This window comes from Polynucleobacter sp. MWH-UH19D, assembly GCF_040409795.1.
GTDB lineage: Bacteria > Pseudomonadota > Gammaproteobacteria > Burkholderiales > Burkholderiaceae > Polynucleobacter.
On record NZ_CP099571.1, the window covers coordinates 1913707 to 1929156 of the forward strand.

19 protein-coding genes are annotated in these 15450 nt (G+C 43.5%); 13 read left to right on the top strand and 6 right to left on the bottom strand.

The genetic code is table 11. The features are described 5' to 3' along the window. The first annotated feature begins 7 nt into the window (after positions 1–7). Together mrdA and rodA are read left to right on the top strand one after the other, a co-directional pair. The gene (mrdA, locus tag NHB34_RS09755; protein WP_353427445.1) at positions 8–1915 is read left to right on the top strand and encodes a penicillin-binding protein 2; all 1908 of its coding nucleotides are present in this window, start codon (positions 8–10) and stop codon (positions 1913–1915) included. After that, positions 1897–3048, top strand: a complete 1152-nt coding sequence (gene rodA, locus NHB34_RS09760; RefSeq protein WP_353427446.1) for a rod shape-determining protein RodA — start codon at positions 1897–1899, stop codon at positions 3046–3048. Before mrdA ends, rodA begins: the two co-directional genes overlap by 19 nt. A gap of 104 nt (positions 3049–3152) precedes the next feature. Here rodA and NHB34_RS09765 read toward each other — a convergent pair whose 3' ends face one another. Together NHB34_RS09765 and NHB34_RS09770 are read right to left on the bottom strand one after the other, a co-directional pair. Then, positions 3153–3437 carry an HU family DNA-binding protein gene (locus NHB34_RS09765; protein ID WP_353427447.1) on the bottom strand — a complete coding sequence of 95 codons (285 nt, stop codon included), beginning with the start codon at positions 3435–3437 and terminating at the stop codon, positions 3153–3155. A 111-nt stretch (positions 3438–3548) separates the two neighbouring features. After that, on the bottom strand, positions 3549–3914 hold the full coding sequence (locus NHB34_RS09770; RefSeq protein WP_353427448.1) for a hypothetical protein: 366 nt from the start codon (positions 3912–3914) through the stop codon (positions 3549–3551). A gap of 153 nt (positions 3915–4067) precedes the next feature. On the opposite strand from NHB34_RS09770, the gene NHB34_RS09775 reads away from it, so the two are divergent. After that, positions 4068–4970 (top strand): aspartyl/asparaginyl beta-hydroxylase domain-containing protein, encoded by a 903-nt coding sequence (locus NHB34_RS09775; RefSeq protein ID WP_353427449.1) that lies wholly within the window; start codon positions 4068–4070, stop codon positions 4968–4970. Between the two features lie 16 nt (positions 4971–4986). Here NHB34_RS09775 and NHB34_RS09780 read toward each other — a convergent pair whose 3' ends face one another. Continuing rightward, entirely contained in the window at positions 4987–5292 is a 306-nt protein-coding gene (locus NHB34_RS09780) for a DUF167 domain-containing protein (protein ID WP_353427450.1), read from the bottom strand. Between the two features lie 23 nt (positions 5293–5315). Between NHB34_RS09780 and can the strand changes: the two genes are divergently transcribed. From can to NHB34_RS09810, 6 genes are all read left to right on the top strand, one after another. Continuing rightward, positions 5316–5981: a carbonate dehydratase gene (gene can, locus NHB34_RS09785; protein ID WP_353427451.1), complete on the top strand. Its 666-nt coding sequence runs from the start codon at positions 5316–5318 to the stop codon at positions 5979–5981. Beyond that, positions 5899–6888, top strand: a complete 990-nt coding sequence (locus NHB34_RS09790) for a lipid A biosynthesis acyltransferase (protein ID WP_353427452.1) — start codon at positions 5899–5901, stop codon at positions 6886–6888. The genes can and NHB34_RS09790 overlap by 83 nt, the downstream gene beginning before the upstream one ends. A 25-nt stretch (positions 6889–6913) precedes the next feature. After that, on the top strand, positions 6914–7666 hold the full coding sequence (locus NHB34_RS09795) for a metallophosphoesterase family protein (protein ID WP_353427454.1): 753 nt from the start codon (positions 6914–6916) through the stop codon (positions 7664–7666). Between the two features lie 3 nt (positions 7667–7669). Next, positions 7670–9088 (top strand): protein kinase, encoded by a 1419-nt coding sequence (locus tag NHB34_RS09800; RefSeq protein ID WP_353427455.1) that lies wholly within the window; start codon positions 7670–7672, stop codon positions 9086–9088. Positions 9089–9203: 115 nt separating this feature from the next. Continuing rightward, the gene (locus NHB34_RS09805) at positions 9204–9941 is read left to right on the top strand and encodes a pseudouridine synthase (protein ID WP_353427456.1); all 738 of its coding nucleotides are present in this window, start codon (positions 9204–9206) and stop codon (positions 9939–9941) included. A gap of 57 nt (positions 9942–9998) precedes the next feature. Continuing rightward, a complete protein-coding gene (locus NHB34_RS09810) occupies positions 9999–11627 on the top strand; it encodes a peptide chain release factor 3 (protein WP_353428594.1) in 1629 nt (542 codons plus the stop codon). Between the two features lie 9 nt (positions 11628–11636). Here the strand turns inward: NHB34_RS09810 and NHB34_RS09815 are convergent, their stop codons facing one another. The 3 genes from NHB34_RS09815 to NHB34_RS09825 are packed head-to-tail and all read right to left on the bottom strand — an operon-like array spanning position 11637 to position 12999. Beyond that, on the bottom strand, positions 11637–11867 hold the full coding sequence (locus tag NHB34_RS09815; protein WP_353427457.1) for a hypothetical protein: 231 nt from the start codon (positions 11865–11867) through the stop codon (positions 11637–11639). A 17-nt stretch (positions 11868–11884) separates the two neighbouring features. Beyond that, positions 11885–12112, bottom strand: coding sequence for a DUF2798 domain-containing protein (locus tag NHB34_RS09820; RefSeq protein WP_353427458.1), 228 nt, complete (start codon positions 12110–12112; stop codon positions 11885–11887). Positions 12113–12126: 14 nt separating this feature from the next. Next, complete coding sequence (locus NHB34_RS09825; protein WP_353427460.1) at positions 12127–12999, bottom strand: DMT family transporter; 873 nt, start codon at positions 12997–12999, stop codon at positions 12127–12129. Positions 13000–13074: 75 nt separating this feature from the next. Here NHB34_RS09825 and NHB34_RS09830 point away from each other — a divergent pair, with 75 nt between their 5' ends. From NHB34_RS09830 to NHB34_RS09845, 4 genes are read left to right on the top strand one after another with little or no spacing between them, the layout of a single operon-like run. Then, the gene (locus NHB34_RS09830; protein ID WP_353427461.1) at positions 13075–13578 is read left to right on the top strand and encodes an MOSC domain-containing protein; all 504 of its coding nucleotides are present in this window, start codon (positions 13075–13077) and stop codon (positions 13576–13578) included. Between the two features lie 2 nt (positions 13579–13580). Continuing rightward, positions 13581–13976 (top strand): GNAT family N-acetyltransferase, encoded by a 396-nt coding sequence (locus NHB34_RS09835; protein ID WP_353427462.1) that lies wholly within the window; start codon positions 13581–13583, stop codon positions 13974–13976. A gap of 1 nt (position 13977) precedes the next feature. Further along, positions 13978–14622, top strand: coding sequence for a histidine phosphatase family protein (locus tag NHB34_RS09840; RefSeq protein WP_353427463.1), 645 nt, complete (start codon positions 13978–13980; stop codon positions 14620–14622). A gap of 28 nt (positions 14623–14650) precedes the next feature. Next, positions 14651–15433 carry a MipA/OmpV family protein gene (locus NHB34_RS09845; protein WP_353427464.1) on the top strand — a complete coding sequence of 261 codons (783 nt, stop codon included), beginning with the start codon at positions 14651–14653 and terminating at the stop codon, positions 15431–15433. Positions 15434–15450: the final 17 nt, after the last annotated feature.

Sequence of the window (15450 nt, forward strand, 5' to 3'; positions counted from 1 at the left end):
AAGCGACATGGTTTCTTTTAAAAAGCCCAACCTAGATTCCTTTCAGGAACGCATTCACATTGCGACCTTATTTGTCACCATCTGCTTTTTGCTTTTAGTTACACGATTAGTATGGCTACAGCTAATTAGCCATGGAAAGTACTCCTTACTTGCGGAAAGCAATCGCATTGCGCTGGTGCCAGCACCAGCTAATCGGGGATTAATTATTGATCGCAATGGCATTGTGATTGGGCGAAATTATTCTGCATTAACGCTCGATATCAATGCAGAAGAAGTGAAGGGCAATGTAGACCAGCTGATCAACGAACTCTCCGAAATTATTGATATCTCCCCAAGAGACCGTCGCAATTTCAAGCGCTCTTTAGAAGATTCACGCAATATGGGCACAATTCCATTGCGCTCTATGCTCAATGAAGCTGAAACAGCGCGCTTTATGGCTAATCGCTACCGCTTTCCCGGCGTAGAGATCAGAGCAAGAAATTTCCGTGAATATCCATACAATGAATTAGCCTCGCATTTAGTTGGTTACATCGGTCGAGTTTCGCAACGCGATAAAGAGCGCATGCAAACTGAAATTGAGAACTCTAGGGCAGATGATCTAGACGCTTTACAAACTTCATTTTTACCTGGCATTCAATATGTAGGAAAAATTGGTCTAGAGCAAAGCTATGAGAGCGTATTGCGTGGCGTACCTGGATATGATCAAGTTGAAATTACCGCTGGAGGCAAACCGGTTCGCACGCTTTCTAGCTCTCCCTCATCTCCAGGAAAAAATATTGTGCTGTCAGTTGATGTCAAACTGCAGTATTTAGTTGAAGAGCTTTATGGAAACTTTCGAGGCGCCTTTGTTGCAATTGAACCAGAAACTGGCGACGTATTAGCATTTGTCTCCAAGCCGAACTTTAATCCCAATGATTTTGTCGAAGGCATTGATTCGGTAACCTGGAAAGAATTAAACGACTCGCCCCAAAAACCTTTATATAACCGCCCACTCAAGGGTATCTATCCGCCTGGTTCAACCTATAAGCCATTTATGGCTCTAGCGGCATTGGAAAATAAAAAACGTACACCATCACAAACCATATCAGACCCTGGTTATTTTGACTTTGGTAATCACACTTTCCGTGACGACAAAAAAGGTGGGCATGGAATAGTAGATATGCAAAAGTCAATTGTTGAGTCTTGCGATACCTACTACTACACCCTTGCCCGCGATATGGGTGTAAACATGATGCATGACTTCATGAAACCCTTCGGCTTTGGTCAAATCACTGGCATTGATTTACAAGGCGAATCGAAAGGCGTTCTTCCTTCTACGGATTGGAAAAAAGCAACTTTCAAAAAACCAGAGCAACAAAAATGGTACGAAGGAGAAACGATTTCGCTTGGTATTGGTCAAGGATATAACTCATTCACTATCTTGCAACTTGCTCATGCCATGGCGAACTTAGCTAACAATGGCGTTGTGATGAAACCCCATTTAGTAAAAGCTATCGAAGACCCATTCACGCGCAATCGAGTGCTCACGACTCCAAAAGAAAGCTATCGGATTGACTTGAACCCTGAGAACATTGAGATCATCAAAAAAGCCATGGTTGAAGTAAACGTTTCCGGCACCTCTGCTGCAGCATTTAGAGGCGCTGGGTACGTTGCTGGCGGTAAAACTGGTACAGCGCAAGTATTCAGCTTGAACTCAAAAGATTACAAACATGGCGCAACTGCAGAGTTCTTGCGCGACCATGCGCTTTATATCGCGTTTGCGCCAGCAGATAAGCCCACCATAGTGATCGCCATGGTGGTTGAGAACGCAGGGTTTGGCGCTCAATATGCCGCCCCCATTGCCCGCAAAGCATTGGATTACTACGTTGAGGGAAAGTGGCCTAAGGAGGTTCCTGAATGGAAAAGAGCCCCATAAAAAAAATTCAATCACTTTTCTTTGGTTTTTTCGCTGGTTTAGATCGCCAGCTAGGCTTGATTCTGCTTGGCTTGGCATGCGTAGGCTTTTTTACGTTTTTATCTGCTAGTCAAAATACCCCCGTCCAAATTGCCGATGAGCTTCGCAATCTTGCATTGTCATTTGCAGTAATGTGGCTGGTATCTCGCATTCCACCAAAGTGGCTAGAAATTAGTGCTGTTTGGATTTACGGCTTTGGCGTTGCATTACTCATTGCAGTAGCAGTTTTCGGACTCATCAAGAAAGGTGCGCGCCGCTGGCTCAATATTGGAATTGTTATTCAACCCTCTGAAATTATGAAAATTGCGATGCCACTCATGCTGGCGTGGTACTTTCAAAAACGAGAAGGTATACAAAAAGCATGGGATTATGCTGTTGCAGTCATTATTTTAGCGATCCCCGTCTTTCTTATTGCACGTCAACCCGATCTCGGAACCGCATTACTGGTTTTCGCGGCTGGTCTTTACGTCATTATTTTGGCTGGCTTGCCTTGGAAGTGGATACTGCCATTTGTAGCGGTTGGGGTTATTGGAATTTTCTTAATTATTATTTTTGGTAGCACTATTTGTGCCCATGATGTTGCGTGGCCTTTTGTACATAACTACCAAAAACATCGTATATGCACCCTTTTAGACCCCAGCAGCGATCCGCTTGGCAAGGGCTTTCATACCATTCAGTCCATGATTGCAATTGGCTCGGGCGGCTTTTTTGGCAAGGGCTGGTTTCAAGGTACGCAAGCGCATTTGGAGTTTATTCCTGAAAAACATACGGACTTCGTTTTTGCAGTTTTTTCTGAAGAATTTGGCTTGCTTGGTAACTTAGTGTTAATTGCACTCTTCTTCGCGCTCATCAAACGTGGCCTCACCATATCAGCTAGTGCACCGAATTTATTTACACGTCTTCTTGGTGCAGCAGTGACACTCATCTTCTTTACTTATGCATTTGTAAATATTGGTATGGTTAGCGGCTTACTTCCTGTCGTTGGCGTTCCCCTGCCGTTCATTAGCTATGGAGGAACCGCATTAGTCACCCTAGGATTTGGTGCTGGCATCTTAATGAGCATTCATCGCCACCGCCGCTTAGTGCAAAGCTAATACAAAAATTGATGAGCGATTTCTTGATGGGTCGGCTGTGTATTGTGCAGCTTGACCCAATAAAAAAGCCCGGCATGCCGGGCTTTTTTATCAACAACGAAGAATTACTTCTTACGCTTGTTAACAGAGTCTTTAAACGCTTTGCCAGCAGAAAACTTAACAGTTTTCGCAGCAGCGATTTTGAGGGGCTCACCAGTTTTTGGGTTACGGCCCATACGTGCTGCGCGCTTGCCTGAAGCAAAAGTACCAAAACCGATCAGTTGTACTGAATCGCCTTTAGTAACAGCTTTAATAATGTGCTCAATTGCAGAATTCAATGCAAATTCAGCCTTGGCTTTAGAGATCTCCGCGTCGTCAGCAATCGCTGCGATTAGTTCGGCTTTGTTCAAGTGAAGCTCCTTATAGATAGTGATGTCGGCGCATAACGCGCTTCCATGATTTTAACCACAAAAAATTATAAAAATAAAGCTTAGCGATAACAATTTTAAAACTATTGCAAATTAATCATTTATTACTTCTACGCCAGAAACAAAATATTCAGTATCCCCAAAACATGTTGTTGGCAGGCCAATGTGTTGATCATAACTTAGGGCGACTTTTTTTCCTAAGTTAGCATTGATTTTTTGCGCTACAGCATCATCACGCACCGTAAAGAGGAATTTTTCAGACATTGTTCCTGGCATAGAAACCATTGCCAATTCACCCTCCCACGTCTTACATATAAATCCACGTTTAGAGAATTTTTGTACATAACCCGCTCTTTCTCCATTGCCATAGCTCCAAGTTAACATGAGCCACGTGTAGGCCGAAATACCCACTAAGCCAATTAAAACAAGGCTTAAGAGCCATTTTATAAAGCTATTCATGCGGTGTTCTCCATTTATTTGTATCCACATTTACCCTAGCGGGGCAACCCTCTTGATTTACATCAAGTATAGGGGCTTATAAGAAAAAGAAATGATCAATTGGCTACCTCATTCCAAATTAAAATCTAGCTATTACGTTAATAGGCAAAAGCAATGCAAGTTCGTCACATTATTTTTTTTATATTTGTAGCATCAGCAATTTATGTCTATTACAGAGGAAAGGTACGTTTTGGCGTTGTTAGATCGCTTACGGATTACCAAGTTTTACTCGCTCCAGTAAATGCCTTGTTGTATTTATTTTCAAAAGTTAAAGCAAGCGCTTTCATTCCAGTAGGCCAGTTTCCTGAAATGAAGCCCTTGCAAGATAACTGGGAAATTATTCGCCAAGAGGCGCTTTCCTTGAATGCCGATGGCGCAATTGCTGCCGCTACTGGATACAACGATATTGGTTTTAATTCTTTTTTTAGAACAGGCTGGAAGCGCTTTCATCTATATTGGTATGGCAAAGATTTGCCATCTGCCCAGGCAAGCTGCCCTAAAACTGTCGCCTTACTTAAGTCAATTCCCTCAATTAAAGCCGCTATGTTTGCTTCGCTGCCGCCTGGGGCAACGCTAGTTCGCCATCGCGATCCCTATGCTGGATCGCTACGCTATCACATTGGTCTTGTAACACCAAACGATCCCAAATGCTTTATTGATGTAGATGGGGAACGATATTTTTGGAAGGATGGCGAGCCCGTTATGTTTGATGAAACTTTTATTCACTATGCTGCCAACGAAACCGATCATCAGCGAATCGTTTTGTTTTGTGACGTTGAGAGGCCCGTACATACAAAAGTGGTTCAACTGCTAAATCGTTGGTTTGGACGCTATGTCATGAGTGCTGCCGCTTCACAAAATGTCCCAGGCGAAAAAGTTGGCTTTGTAAATATTTTATTTACTTACTTTTATCATCTTCGTGCTCAAGCCAAAAAACTGAAGGCCAAACACCGCTCAATTTATTACATTGGCAAATGGGTGTTGATCTTGGGTATATTGTGGGCAATTTTCTGGTAAGCGTAAATCTAGGTCTTTAGCAACAACTCGGCAGCAATACTTCGATAATTTGCTCAAGACTGATATTGCCGCAAATCTCAATTCGCTTTTTGCGACTGTTTTGCCCAGAAATAAGCTGGATCTGCTTTTGCTGAACCTTTAACTGTTTAGATAGCCACGAGATCAATAGTTCATTTGCCTTATTTTCAAGCGCGGGTGCTTGTAAAGCAATTTTTAAGCAATCGTCATGCAATCCAACGACTTTGGTCTGCTTGGCTCCTGGCTGGCAATGCAAGCTCAGCACAGCTCCTTTGGGGGTTTGTTTTAACCAAATAGGCGTCATTAAAGTACTTTAAACTTAAACCCATGCCATACAAAAATTCTCAAGCCTTAAATCACCTCTTTGCAAGCAATCGCCAGTGGGCTGAAGGCATGGTTGCTAAAGATCCAGATTTTTTTACGAGACTGGTAAATCAGCAGGCCCCTGAATATCTCTGGATTGGATGTGCCGACAGCAGAGTGCCAGCAAACGAAATTGTAGATTTATTGCCTGGCGAACTTTTTGTACATCGCAACGTCGCCAATGTTGTCGTTCACACAGACCTTAATTGTCTATCGGTTATTCAATTTGCAATTGACTTGCTAAAGGTAAAACATATTTTGGTGGTTGGTCACTATGGTTGTGCCGGTGTCCATGCTGCCTTAAGCGATAGAAGAATTGGCCTTGCTGATAATTGGCTCCGCCATGTTAAGGATGTTCATCAGAAACATGAACGTTATCTCGGCGAAGTATTACCAAGAGCAAAACGACAAGATCGCCTATGTGAGCTAAATGTCATAGAACAAGTTGTCAACGTTTGCGAAACCACTATTGTTCAGGATGCTTGGTCCCGCGGACAAGACTTAACGGTTCATGGCTGGGCTTACAGACTAGATACTGGTTTGGTTAATGACCTTGGAATGTCTAGCAGCTCAACAGAAGAAATGTTGGAGCGTTACGCAAAATCAATCAAGCGTTACGAGTCAGAGTAATAAATTAGTGTTTAGCGCTTTTGCGAACCATGCAAGTGTTGCATGCTTAAAACTACTCTCTCTGCTTCCTTATAGAGTTTTAATATCGATAGGTTATGGGCTTGGCTATATTGCAGCCAATATACCGAGCGATCGCAATTGCGTTATCAAAATTAATTTAAAGCTGTGCTTTCCAGATCTTTGTGAAATAAAAGCTAACCTATTGCGAAAACGACATTGGCATCTACTAGGTCGTAGCCTGGTTGAAAAAAGCATTATCTGGCTGGGCAGCGAAAAACAGCTATCTCAATTAATTGAAGTGCAATCTTCTGTTGATTTAACAAATCGCAAGCCTCGTATATTAGTGAATATGCACTTTACTGGTATTGAAGGGGCAATTATTTTGAGCGCACTAGCTAAGCAAATGAACTGGCCAAGAACATCAGGATTTTTCCAAAGAATGAAAAGCCCATTTTTTAACCAAAAGATCATTGGGTGGCGAAATCGATTTGGCGGAAACTCCATTGATCGTCAAGGAAATACAAAGGCTATTATTCGTGAGATTCGTAACGGCAACTTAATCATCATCGCTCCAGATATTGATCTTGGACTGAAGGACTCTGAGTTTGTGCCGTTTTTTGGGGTTCAAACAAATACGGTTACAACAGTCTCTCGTCTTGCAAGCATTACTGGAGCAGAAGTCTGCTTAATGACAACGACTCTAAAAGATGATGAGTCAGGATACCTCTGCAAGATTAGTGAGCCTTTAAATGACCTTTCATCCGAAGACCATAAAGCAAATACAGCGCGCCTCAATAGGTATTTTGAGGATGAAATTCGTTTGCGGCCTGCAGAATATTATTGGGTGCACAAGCGCTTTAAAAATCGCCCAAATCACGAAGCAAACCCCTACAGCGCTTCTAAGTAAAAGACTTTTGTCCTATCATTAGAAGATGACTGAACGCATTGGACTGTTCGCAGACCTTCACAGCAATTTAGAGGCTTTTGAGGCCTGCATTACTCGGGCCGAAGAGCTTGGGGTCACCCGCATGGCATTTCTTGGTGACCTTGTTGGCTATAACGCCGATCCCGTTGCAATTATTGATCGAATCGCTGATTTGATCGAGTCTAAAAAGGCAATTGCGATTCTTGGTAATCATGATGAAGCGATATTTAAAGATAGTCGCAACCATATGAATGCAAGTGCAAATGCTGCGATTGAGTGGACCAAGAGTCAGCTCAGCAATGCTCACGTGCAATTTTTACAAAACCTCCCATTGATTGTGAATGAGGAAAAAATTTGCTTTGTACATGCCTCTGCGCACAACCCATCTGATTGGCACTACGTTACTGATAGCATGAGCGCTTGGCGTTGTGCTCAAAGCTCCGGCAAAAGCTATACCTTTGTTGGTCATGCTCATGAGCAAGCGCTCTTTTACCAAAGTGCAGTTGGCAAACTCATTCGGTTTGCTCCCCACCCAGGCGATGAAATTCCGGTTCTTAGTCATCGGCAATGGGTTGGCATTGTTGGCTCTCTTGGACAACCCAGAGACGGAAACCCTGAAGCATGTTTTGCAATATTTGAGCCGGAAGCAGAAGTGCTGACATTTCATCGTACTGCTTATGATCACTTTACAGCCGCCGAGAAAGTACGGCGTGCTGGGTTGCCTGAAGATTTAGCCAACCGCCTCATTACTGGCAAATAATCTATGCCCATCAATACTGAAATTGAGGCAGTAGACGACATCTTTCAAGAAGGCAAAATCGTTGACGGTTTTGTGCTTGGACAAGAAGTTCATCGTGGTGGAATGGCAAGCCTTTTCTCGGCTACAAAAGAAGGGGTTGATGTTCCGATTTTGCTAAAAATTCCAAGAGTAGGAAGAGACCAGCCTGTTGAAAGCTTGATTGGTTTTGAAACTGAGCTCACTATTTTGCGATCTTTGAAAAGTCCTTATGTACCTAAATTTTTAGGTGCGGGCAATATGGCCACAAGACCTTATATTGCAATGGAACGAGTTGAGGGTAGGCCGCTCGAGGACTTAATCAAAGAGGGTAAAGAATTTACGATTGATGAAGTTGTTCGCATCGGGTCTGATCTTGCACAAGCAGTTCAATCACTACACTCTCAAGATGCGATTCACCTAGACATCAAACCTGAGAATATTCTGATAGATGACAAAGGCAAGTTAACGCTAATCGACTTTGGTCTGTCTCACCATGCACGTTATCCCGATCTACTGGCGGAAGAAATGCGCAAAGGGGTTGGTTCAGCACCTTATATATCGCCTGAGCAAGTTGCTGGTATTCGCACAGACTCTCGTAGCGATATTTATTCCATAGGCGCGATTCTGTATGAACTACTAACCGGCGAACTACCTTACGGAAACCCCCAAACCATGTCGGGGCTTAGAAGGCGAATGTGGGCAAAACCATTTCCACCACGAGCCATTCGCCGAGAAATTCCCCGCTGGCTACAAGAGATCGTTTTACGCTGTCTCGAGCCACGAGCAGCAGATCGCTATCAAAGTGCCGCACGCTTACGACAAATGTTACGCGACCCAGAAGGGGTGACGCTTACCGAGCGAGCTGACCGCATTGAACCGCCAAGCTTTTGGGAAAACCTCAAAGGCATGTTTAGGGCTGCCGGCTATGAGCCCTCACCAAGCCCCAAACCTAGTATGGGGAACTACGATGCACCATTAATGATTGCAGCTATTGACACTCGTCAGTCTGATGAAAATTTGCGCGAAAGAATGCAAGTAACTGCAAAAAATTTATTACAAGCTTATCCGGAAAGTCGTCTTGTTTGCATTAGCACCATTGCAAGCACCCCAACTTTTGAAGGCAACCTAGAAAGTGAAACTGCTAGTGGCATTGTTCGTGGTCACCTGGTGCAATTGATGGATTGGGCAAAACCTCTGAAGCTCCCGCCAGAACGTATCTCATACCATGTTCTAGAAGCTATAGACCCAGCATCACGGATTGTCGAATTTGCAAAAGATAATGATGCTTCTCTCATCTTAATTGGCGCATCACATAAGCTTCCAAATAAGGTGGCGCCTTGGCGAACCTCAATGACCAAGATTGTCGAAGAGGCCCCTTGTAGCGTTCACATCGTTCGAACCTAATTCTTTATATGGGCATGACAAACCTCCTAAGTTTGTTAATGAGTGCCAAACAGTGAATTAATCACTTCAAGAGGCCTGCCCTATTTACGATAGTTGTTTATCGGATAATGTAGCCATGGAAGAAAAAGTGCGCGTCTCAAAACTACTATCCGAACTTGGCTTATGTTCACGGCGAGAAGCCGACTCTTATATTGAACAAGGGCTTGTGACGGTTGATGGAGAAGTGGTAAACGAACTCGGTATTCGTGCATATCGCCATCAAAAAATTGAATTGCAATCTGGGGCTAAAGCACAACAAGCATCTCGAATTACTGTCATTCTTAATAAGCCTGTTGGCTTTATCTCGCACTACGATGACGAACAAGAATATCAACCTGCCGCCTCGCTCATTACGCCAGAAAATTATTTTCCTAATCCGCTTGATAAAAATCGGAGTCCGCGCTTCAACACTAAAGGTCTTGCTCCTGCAGGTCGACTAGACATTGACTCAACAGGCTTACTTGTCCTGACTCAAGATGGTCGAATCGCTAAATTATTAATTGGGGAAAATAGTCCAATTGAAAAAGAATATCTGGTGCGCGTGGAAGGCAAACTTTCATACGAAGATTTAGATCGATTAAGGCACGGCTTATCTTTGGATGGCGTTGCCCTTAAGCCCGCTCAAGTCAGCTGGCAAAATGAAGATCAACTACGCTTTGTTTTACGTGAAGGCCGCAAACGTCAAATTCGGCGCATGTGTGAAATGGTAGGCCTGAGAGTACTTGGACTAAAACGTGTTCGCATGGGGCGTGTTTCCTTGGGCCCTTTGCCTCCTGGTCAATGGCGCTATCTCAAGCCAGGCGAGCAATTCTAAAGGGGGCTTACCCGCTTATAATTGCTCCCGAAATAGATTAATCAGCGCAGAATTACCATCGATACCAATACCCCTAGCACCCCCGCCTCAGAAGTATTAAGACGTCGCAGCTTTGCCATCATCTCTCACCCAGATGCAGGCAAAACTACGCTAACTGAAAAACTATTACTTTATGCGGGAGCGATTCAAATTGCTGGGAGCGTGAAGGCTCGTAAAGCCAGCAGACATGCTACATCTGATTGGATGGAAATTGAGAAGCAACGCGGCATCTCTGTAGCAAGCTCGGTGATGCAAATGGAATATCGCGACTGCATTATTAATCTCTTAGATACTCCAGGACACCAAGATTTTTCTGAAGATACTTATCGAGTGCTTACTGCCGTTGACTCTGCCTTAATGGTTATTGACGCAGCCAATGGCGTGGAATCGCAAACATTGCGCTTACTAGAGGTCTGCCGAGCACGCAACACGCCCATTGTGACCTTCATCAATAAAATGGATCGTGAAGTAAAACCACCAATGGAGCTCATGGATGAAATTGAGTCGGCTCTTGGTATTGAAGTCGTTCCATTTACGTGGCCAGTTGGCATGGGCAAATCTTTTGCTGGTGTTATTGATATTGCAAACAATCGCATGCGGATGTTCAAAGCTGGCGAAGATCGAGTAACCGAGGACTCTCATGCGGTAGTGGATATCAATGATCCAGCACTGAAAGAACGCTTGGGTGACGATCTCGAAAACGCTTTAGGAGAAGTTGAGCTTATCAAAGAAGCAATGCCGGCATTTGATCGCGAGGCATTTCTGGCTGGATATCAATCTCCCGTATTTTTTGGTTCAGCAATCAATAATTTTGGTGTGCGAGAAATTCTTAACACCCTCGTTGAATTAGCACCATCACCAGGTGGTCGCAAAGCTTTGCAACGCGAAGTTAGTCCAGCAGAAAATAAATTCTCGGCGGTGGTTTTTAAAATTCAGGCAAACATGGATCCTGCGCATCGTGATCGCGTGGCTTTCTTGCGAATTTGCTCGGGACATTTTGAGCGCGGCATGAAACTTAAAATTTGTCGCAATGGCAAGGAAGTTCGCACCAACAACGCACTTTCTTTTTTATCGCAAAGGCGCGATATTTTGGACGAAGCTTTTCCAGGCGACATTATTGGTTTGCCAAATCATGGATTATTGCGCCTAGGTGATACGCTAACTGAAGGCGAGCAACTGCAATTTACTGGTCTACCCTTCTTTGCTCCGGAAATTTTTCGCCTCGTTGAATCAGCCGATCCATTGCGATCCAAGCAGCTACGAACTGGGCTTATGCAACTGGGCGAAGAAGGCGCTATCCAGGTATTTCGCCCGATGGCTGGTGGCACCATGCTACTAGGTGCTTTCGGGCAACTGCAATTCGAAGTGGTTAGTCATCGGCTGCAGACCGAATATGGTGCTGAAGTCCGCTTATTGCCCGCACGTTATAGTCTAGCGCGCTGGGTTAGCTCTGAAGATCCTGTAGCTTTAAAAAAATTCACTCAAGAAAATATTCACCGAATGGCAGAAGACGTTGTTAGTGCGCCCGTATTTTTGGCGTCTCATAAATCAGAACTAGACGTTGCACAACAGCGCTGGGAATCAATTCAATTCCACGCTCTCAGAGAGCATGCCGGACTAATTTATCAATCTGATTTAGCTGGCTAATAAAAAATATTAATGCGCTGAATGACAGGTAAAAACTGTTGCTAAAGAAGAATCGCCACTTTTATATCTAGCAACTTTGCCATACTGAGCGCAGTAAGCATTTGCTTTTTGAGTCAACTGATCTATTGACTCGCCGCCAGCGTTTAAAAAAGTGACATGATTTGCATCCGATGCATCCGTATAAACCGGCGTACAAGCAGTCACCCCAAAAGCGATCATGAATAAACTAATTACCTTCATATTGGCTCTTTGACTTTTTAGCTCTTTAGTTTTTTAAGTACTAATTCAGTTATTTTGCTTGCAAAAGGTCGGTAGAGCAAAATACAAATAATTGCAACAGGATATGCAACCAGCCATACCTCTAGCCACAGCCAAAAGAAGTTCTCAACGACACCAATCCTGACAAATGTGGTTGCAAGAGTAATGCTGGCGGACATTAAAAAGCCCATTACCAAAGCAAAAATGATGCTTGCAATATTAATCATGATTTAAATATAAATTAAGTGCGCTTAACTAGCATTCTTTTGCTTAAGATGACTGTCGACACTACCAAGAATGCAAAAACCATATTGATCATCGTCAAATGGTCGCCCAATAAAACACTGGCCGCAACTAGCGTACAGAATGGTTGTATGAGTTGTACTTGACTAACTCTAGCAATTCCGCCGACAGCAAGGCCTTCATACCAAAAGAAAAATCCCAGAAACATTGGAAAGAGACTCAAGTAAATAAAACTTGTCCAAGCAAGTGCATCAGCGCCCCAATACGTTGATGAAAATAGATAGAAAGAGGCGATGACGTTTATTGGCAGCGACACCACTAAGGCCCAAGAGATCACTGCGCGCGGATTCATGCGGCGGGAAAGCTCCCCGCCCTCCACATATCCTATGCAGGCGCAAATACCGCCAGCCACCAGCAGGCCGTCGATATAGGTAATGCCTCCTGAGCTCTTTAACAAGGCATAAACCACAACCAATGCAGCCCCCAACAAAGACACCAGCCAAAAACCAATTGAGGGCCGCTCCTTAAAGCGAATAACCCCAATCACAGTAGTAGCTAAGGGCATCATTCCCAAAATCACTGCACCATGCGATGAAGACCCTTCTTTCATGGCTACAGTTGTAAAAATTGGAAAGCCAAAGACAACCCCAAGCGCAATAATGACAAACTTGACCCAATCTGATTTTTGGGGCCATGGCACTTGTTTGTAAATTAGGTAGGCCAAAGCAACTATTCCGGCCAAAAATGCCCTACCAAACGCAATGAAATAAGGATCAAAACTGAGGACAGCGATTTTACTTACTGGCAAGGTCAAACTGAAAATCAGAATGCCGATAAAACCAATCAACATTCCCTTGCTTTCCTGATTCACTCTTATCCCTTTTGATGTCTATAGGGTCATTGTATTAATAAAGCATCGACATTGGGCTGTAATATATAAATATCCATGAATACAACATTGCCCTATATTCAGGCTATTTATATTGCCACTAGCGCTGGCGCCCCGATGCAATCATTGTCCAAAGTTAAGGTCATTTCAATGGGGATAGAGGGCGATCGATATACCAACGACAAAGGTGCTTACTCAGATATTTATCCCAAAAAAACGCGCCATCTTAGCTTAATCACTGAATCAGGAATTGCTACTGCTAACGAATGGCTTCTCGCTGGGGACGAGCCAACTTTTGATGCCTCACAAACCCGCAGAAATATTGTCATTAGCAATATGAGTTCGGATGAGCTTAACTCACTTGTTGGCAAGTCTTTTATCTTAGGGTCTCTTATTCTCAAAGGCACCGAACTATGCACACCATGTCAAAGACCCGCACAACTCCTGAGCAAACCAAACTTCATCGATGCATTTGAGGGGCGTGGCGGCTTAAGGGCTGAAATTATTAAAACAGGAGAGATTTCGGTGGGCGATACATTACGCCCACTGATAAAGGACTGATCATGATTCTCTATCGAGACGATGCAAAAGTAAGTGCCGATGAAGCAATTGATTTGTATATTCGCTCAACTCTTGGAGAGCGTCGACCAATTCATAGTAAGCCAACTTTTGAGGCAATGTTAAAAAATGCCAATCTCACCATCACTGCCTGGGATCGAGAAAAGTTAGTTGGCATTTCGCGATCCTTGACAGATTTTGAATATGTCGCCTATTTGGCTGACCTAGCAGTAGATCAGCAATATCAACGCAAGGGCATTGGCAAAGAGCTAATTGCGCAAACGCAAAAGCGTTTAGGATCCAGCTGTATGATTGTTTTACTAGCTGCACCAAAAGCAAATGCATACTACGAGCACATTGGCTTTGAACATAATCCACGCGCTTGGACGCTAAAAAATTAGTATGAAATCAACTCGCTTTTGCTTAGTGCGTCATGGTGAAACTGATTGGAATGTCGCTCGACGTCTTCAAGGTCACACCGACATTCCACTAAATGAACATGGGCTAACTCAAGCCAAACAAATGGCAAAAGCCATTAAGGCAATCGACTTACAATTTGATGTCTTATATTCCAGCGACTTACAACGTGCCGCCAATACAGCAGCTGCAATAGAAGCAATATTTGGTGTTAAAGCAAAGCTTGATCAAGCGCTTCGCGAGCGACATCTTGGCGCGCTTCAAGGACTCACCACTGACGAAGCCCCAAAGCTCAAATCAGATCTTTGGGCAATTCACTTAAGTCGCAACCTTGATCACCCCTTGGATGGCGGGGAAAGTATTAGACAGTTTGCACAGCGCATTCATAGTGCTTTAGAAAATATTCGCAAGCAACATGAAGGTAAAACCATTCTGCTGGTGAGCCATGGAGGTGCTTTAGACATGATGTATCGACTAGCTAGTAAACAATCCTTGGACTCTGAAAAGGCTGTGGCCGTTCCAAACGCATCTTTAAATTGGATTAGTCATAATGGAAGCTTTTGGCAAGTGGACAAATGGGCTGAAACAGGTCATTTAAAAAATGCGGCTCTTGATAATTTAGATCTTTAGACAAATCAACATGTCCTATCATGGACAGATGAAATTGATCATTAAGCTCTTAATTGGCCTAATCGGCATCACCCTATCTATTTTTGCCTATGCCTTAGATGTAGAACCGGTAGATGTGCCCAATGGCTTGCCCGATCGTATTGTTGGCGATATCGGTGTTGCGGTCTATACCTCCAATATGCATATTGGTACAGAAGGAACTCAATCTTTAGTGCTGCCTTATGCTTTTTTTGATTACAAGCGATTTTTTGTTCGAATCGATGAGGTGGGCATTAAAACATTTGAGCTTGGCAATGGCTACCTTGAGATCATTGGAAAAATTGATCTCAATACTTACAAAGTTAAGTCGCCATTTAATGGCGCCTCGATTAATCGGAGTGATCCGATTCCGCTGGGCATTGGCACCTATCAAGAAACACCTATTGGTGGTTTTTTTGCGAATGCATACCATGACTTTGGTAAATCTCATGGGGCCCTTTATGAGCTTTTGTATTTTGCTGAAATAGAAACTTATAAAAATGTGGTGCTATATCCAGAACTTGGAATTGAAAGGCAATCTAGCCAGTATGCCAACTACTACTATGGTATGAATGCTGGCGAAGTAAATGCAACAGGCTATGCAGCCTATGTTGCGCCAGCCACCAATAATTTAATAGCGGGCTTCATGCTTGAAATTCCGGTAGTGGATAACTGGTATGTGAATCTTTATGGGCGTCGCAAATGGTTAGGTAATGGCATTAATAACAGCTCCGTCATGAATCGCTCATTTCAAGATAATATTTTTGCTGCACTTGCTTATCGCTTTAAATAAAAAATAGGCCACTAATT

Coding starts and splice junctions, on each gene's coding strand:
- can (WP_353427451.1), top strand. CDS start 5,316: ATGCCATACAAAAATTCTCAAGCCTTAAATCACCTCTTTGCAAGCAAT.
- NHB34_RS09800 (WP_353427455.1), top strand. CDS start 7,670: ATGCCCATCAATACTGAAATTGAGGCAGTAGACGACATCTTTCAAGAA.
- NHB34_RS09795 (WP_353427454.1), top strand. CDS start 6,914: ATGACTGAACGCATTGGACTGTTCGCAGACCTTCACAGCAATTTAGAG.
- mrdA (WP_353427445.1), top strand. CDS start 8: ATGGTTTCTTTTAAAAAGCCCAACCTAGATTCCTTTCAGGAACGCATT.
- NHB34_RS09790 (WP_353427452.1), top strand. CDS start 5,899: ATGACCTTGGAATGTCTAGCAGCTCAACAGAAGAAATGTTGGAGCGTT.
- NHB34_RS09840 (WP_353427463.1), top strand. CDS start 13,978: ATGAAATCAACTCGCTTTTGCTTAGTGCGTCATGGTGAAACTGATTGG.
- NHB34_RS09830 (WP_353427461.1), top strand. CDS start 13,075: ATGAATACAACATTGCCCTATATTCAGGCTATTTATATTGCCACTAGC.
- NHB34_RS09775 (WP_353427449.1), top strand. CDS start 4,068: ATGCAAGTTCGTCACATTATTTTTTTTATATTTGTAGCATCAGCAATT.
- NHB34_RS09770 (WP_353427448.1), bottom strand. CDS start 3,914: ATGAATAGCTTTATAAAATGGCTCTTAAGCCTTGTTTTAATTGGCTTA.
- NHB34_RS09820 (WP_353427458.1), bottom strand. CDS start 12,112: ATGATTAATATTGCAAGCATCATTTTTGCTTTGGTAATGGGCTTTTTA.
- NHB34_RS09815 (WP_353427457.1), bottom strand. CDS start 11,867: ATGAAGGTAATTAGTTTATTCATGATCGCTTTTGGGGTGACTGCTTGT.
- NHB34_RS09845 (WP_353427464.1), top strand. CDS start 14,651: ATGAAATTGATCATTAAGCTCTTAATTGGCCTAATCGGCATCACCCTA.
- rodA (WP_353427446.1), top strand. CDS start 1,897: ATGGAAAAGAGCCCCATAAAAAAAATTCAATCACTTTTCTTTGGTTTT.
- NHB34_RS09780 (WP_353427450.1), bottom strand. CDS start 5,292: ATGACGCCTATTTGGTTAAAACAAACCCCCAAAGGAGCTGTGCTGAGC.
- NHB34_RS09835 (WP_353427462.1), top strand. CDS start 13,581: ATGATTCTCTATCGAGACGATGCAAAAGTAAGTGCCGATGAAGCAATT.
- NHB34_RS09805 (WP_353427456.1), top strand. CDS start 9,204: ATGGAAGAAAAAGTGCGCGTCTCAAAACTACTATCCGAACTTGGCTTA.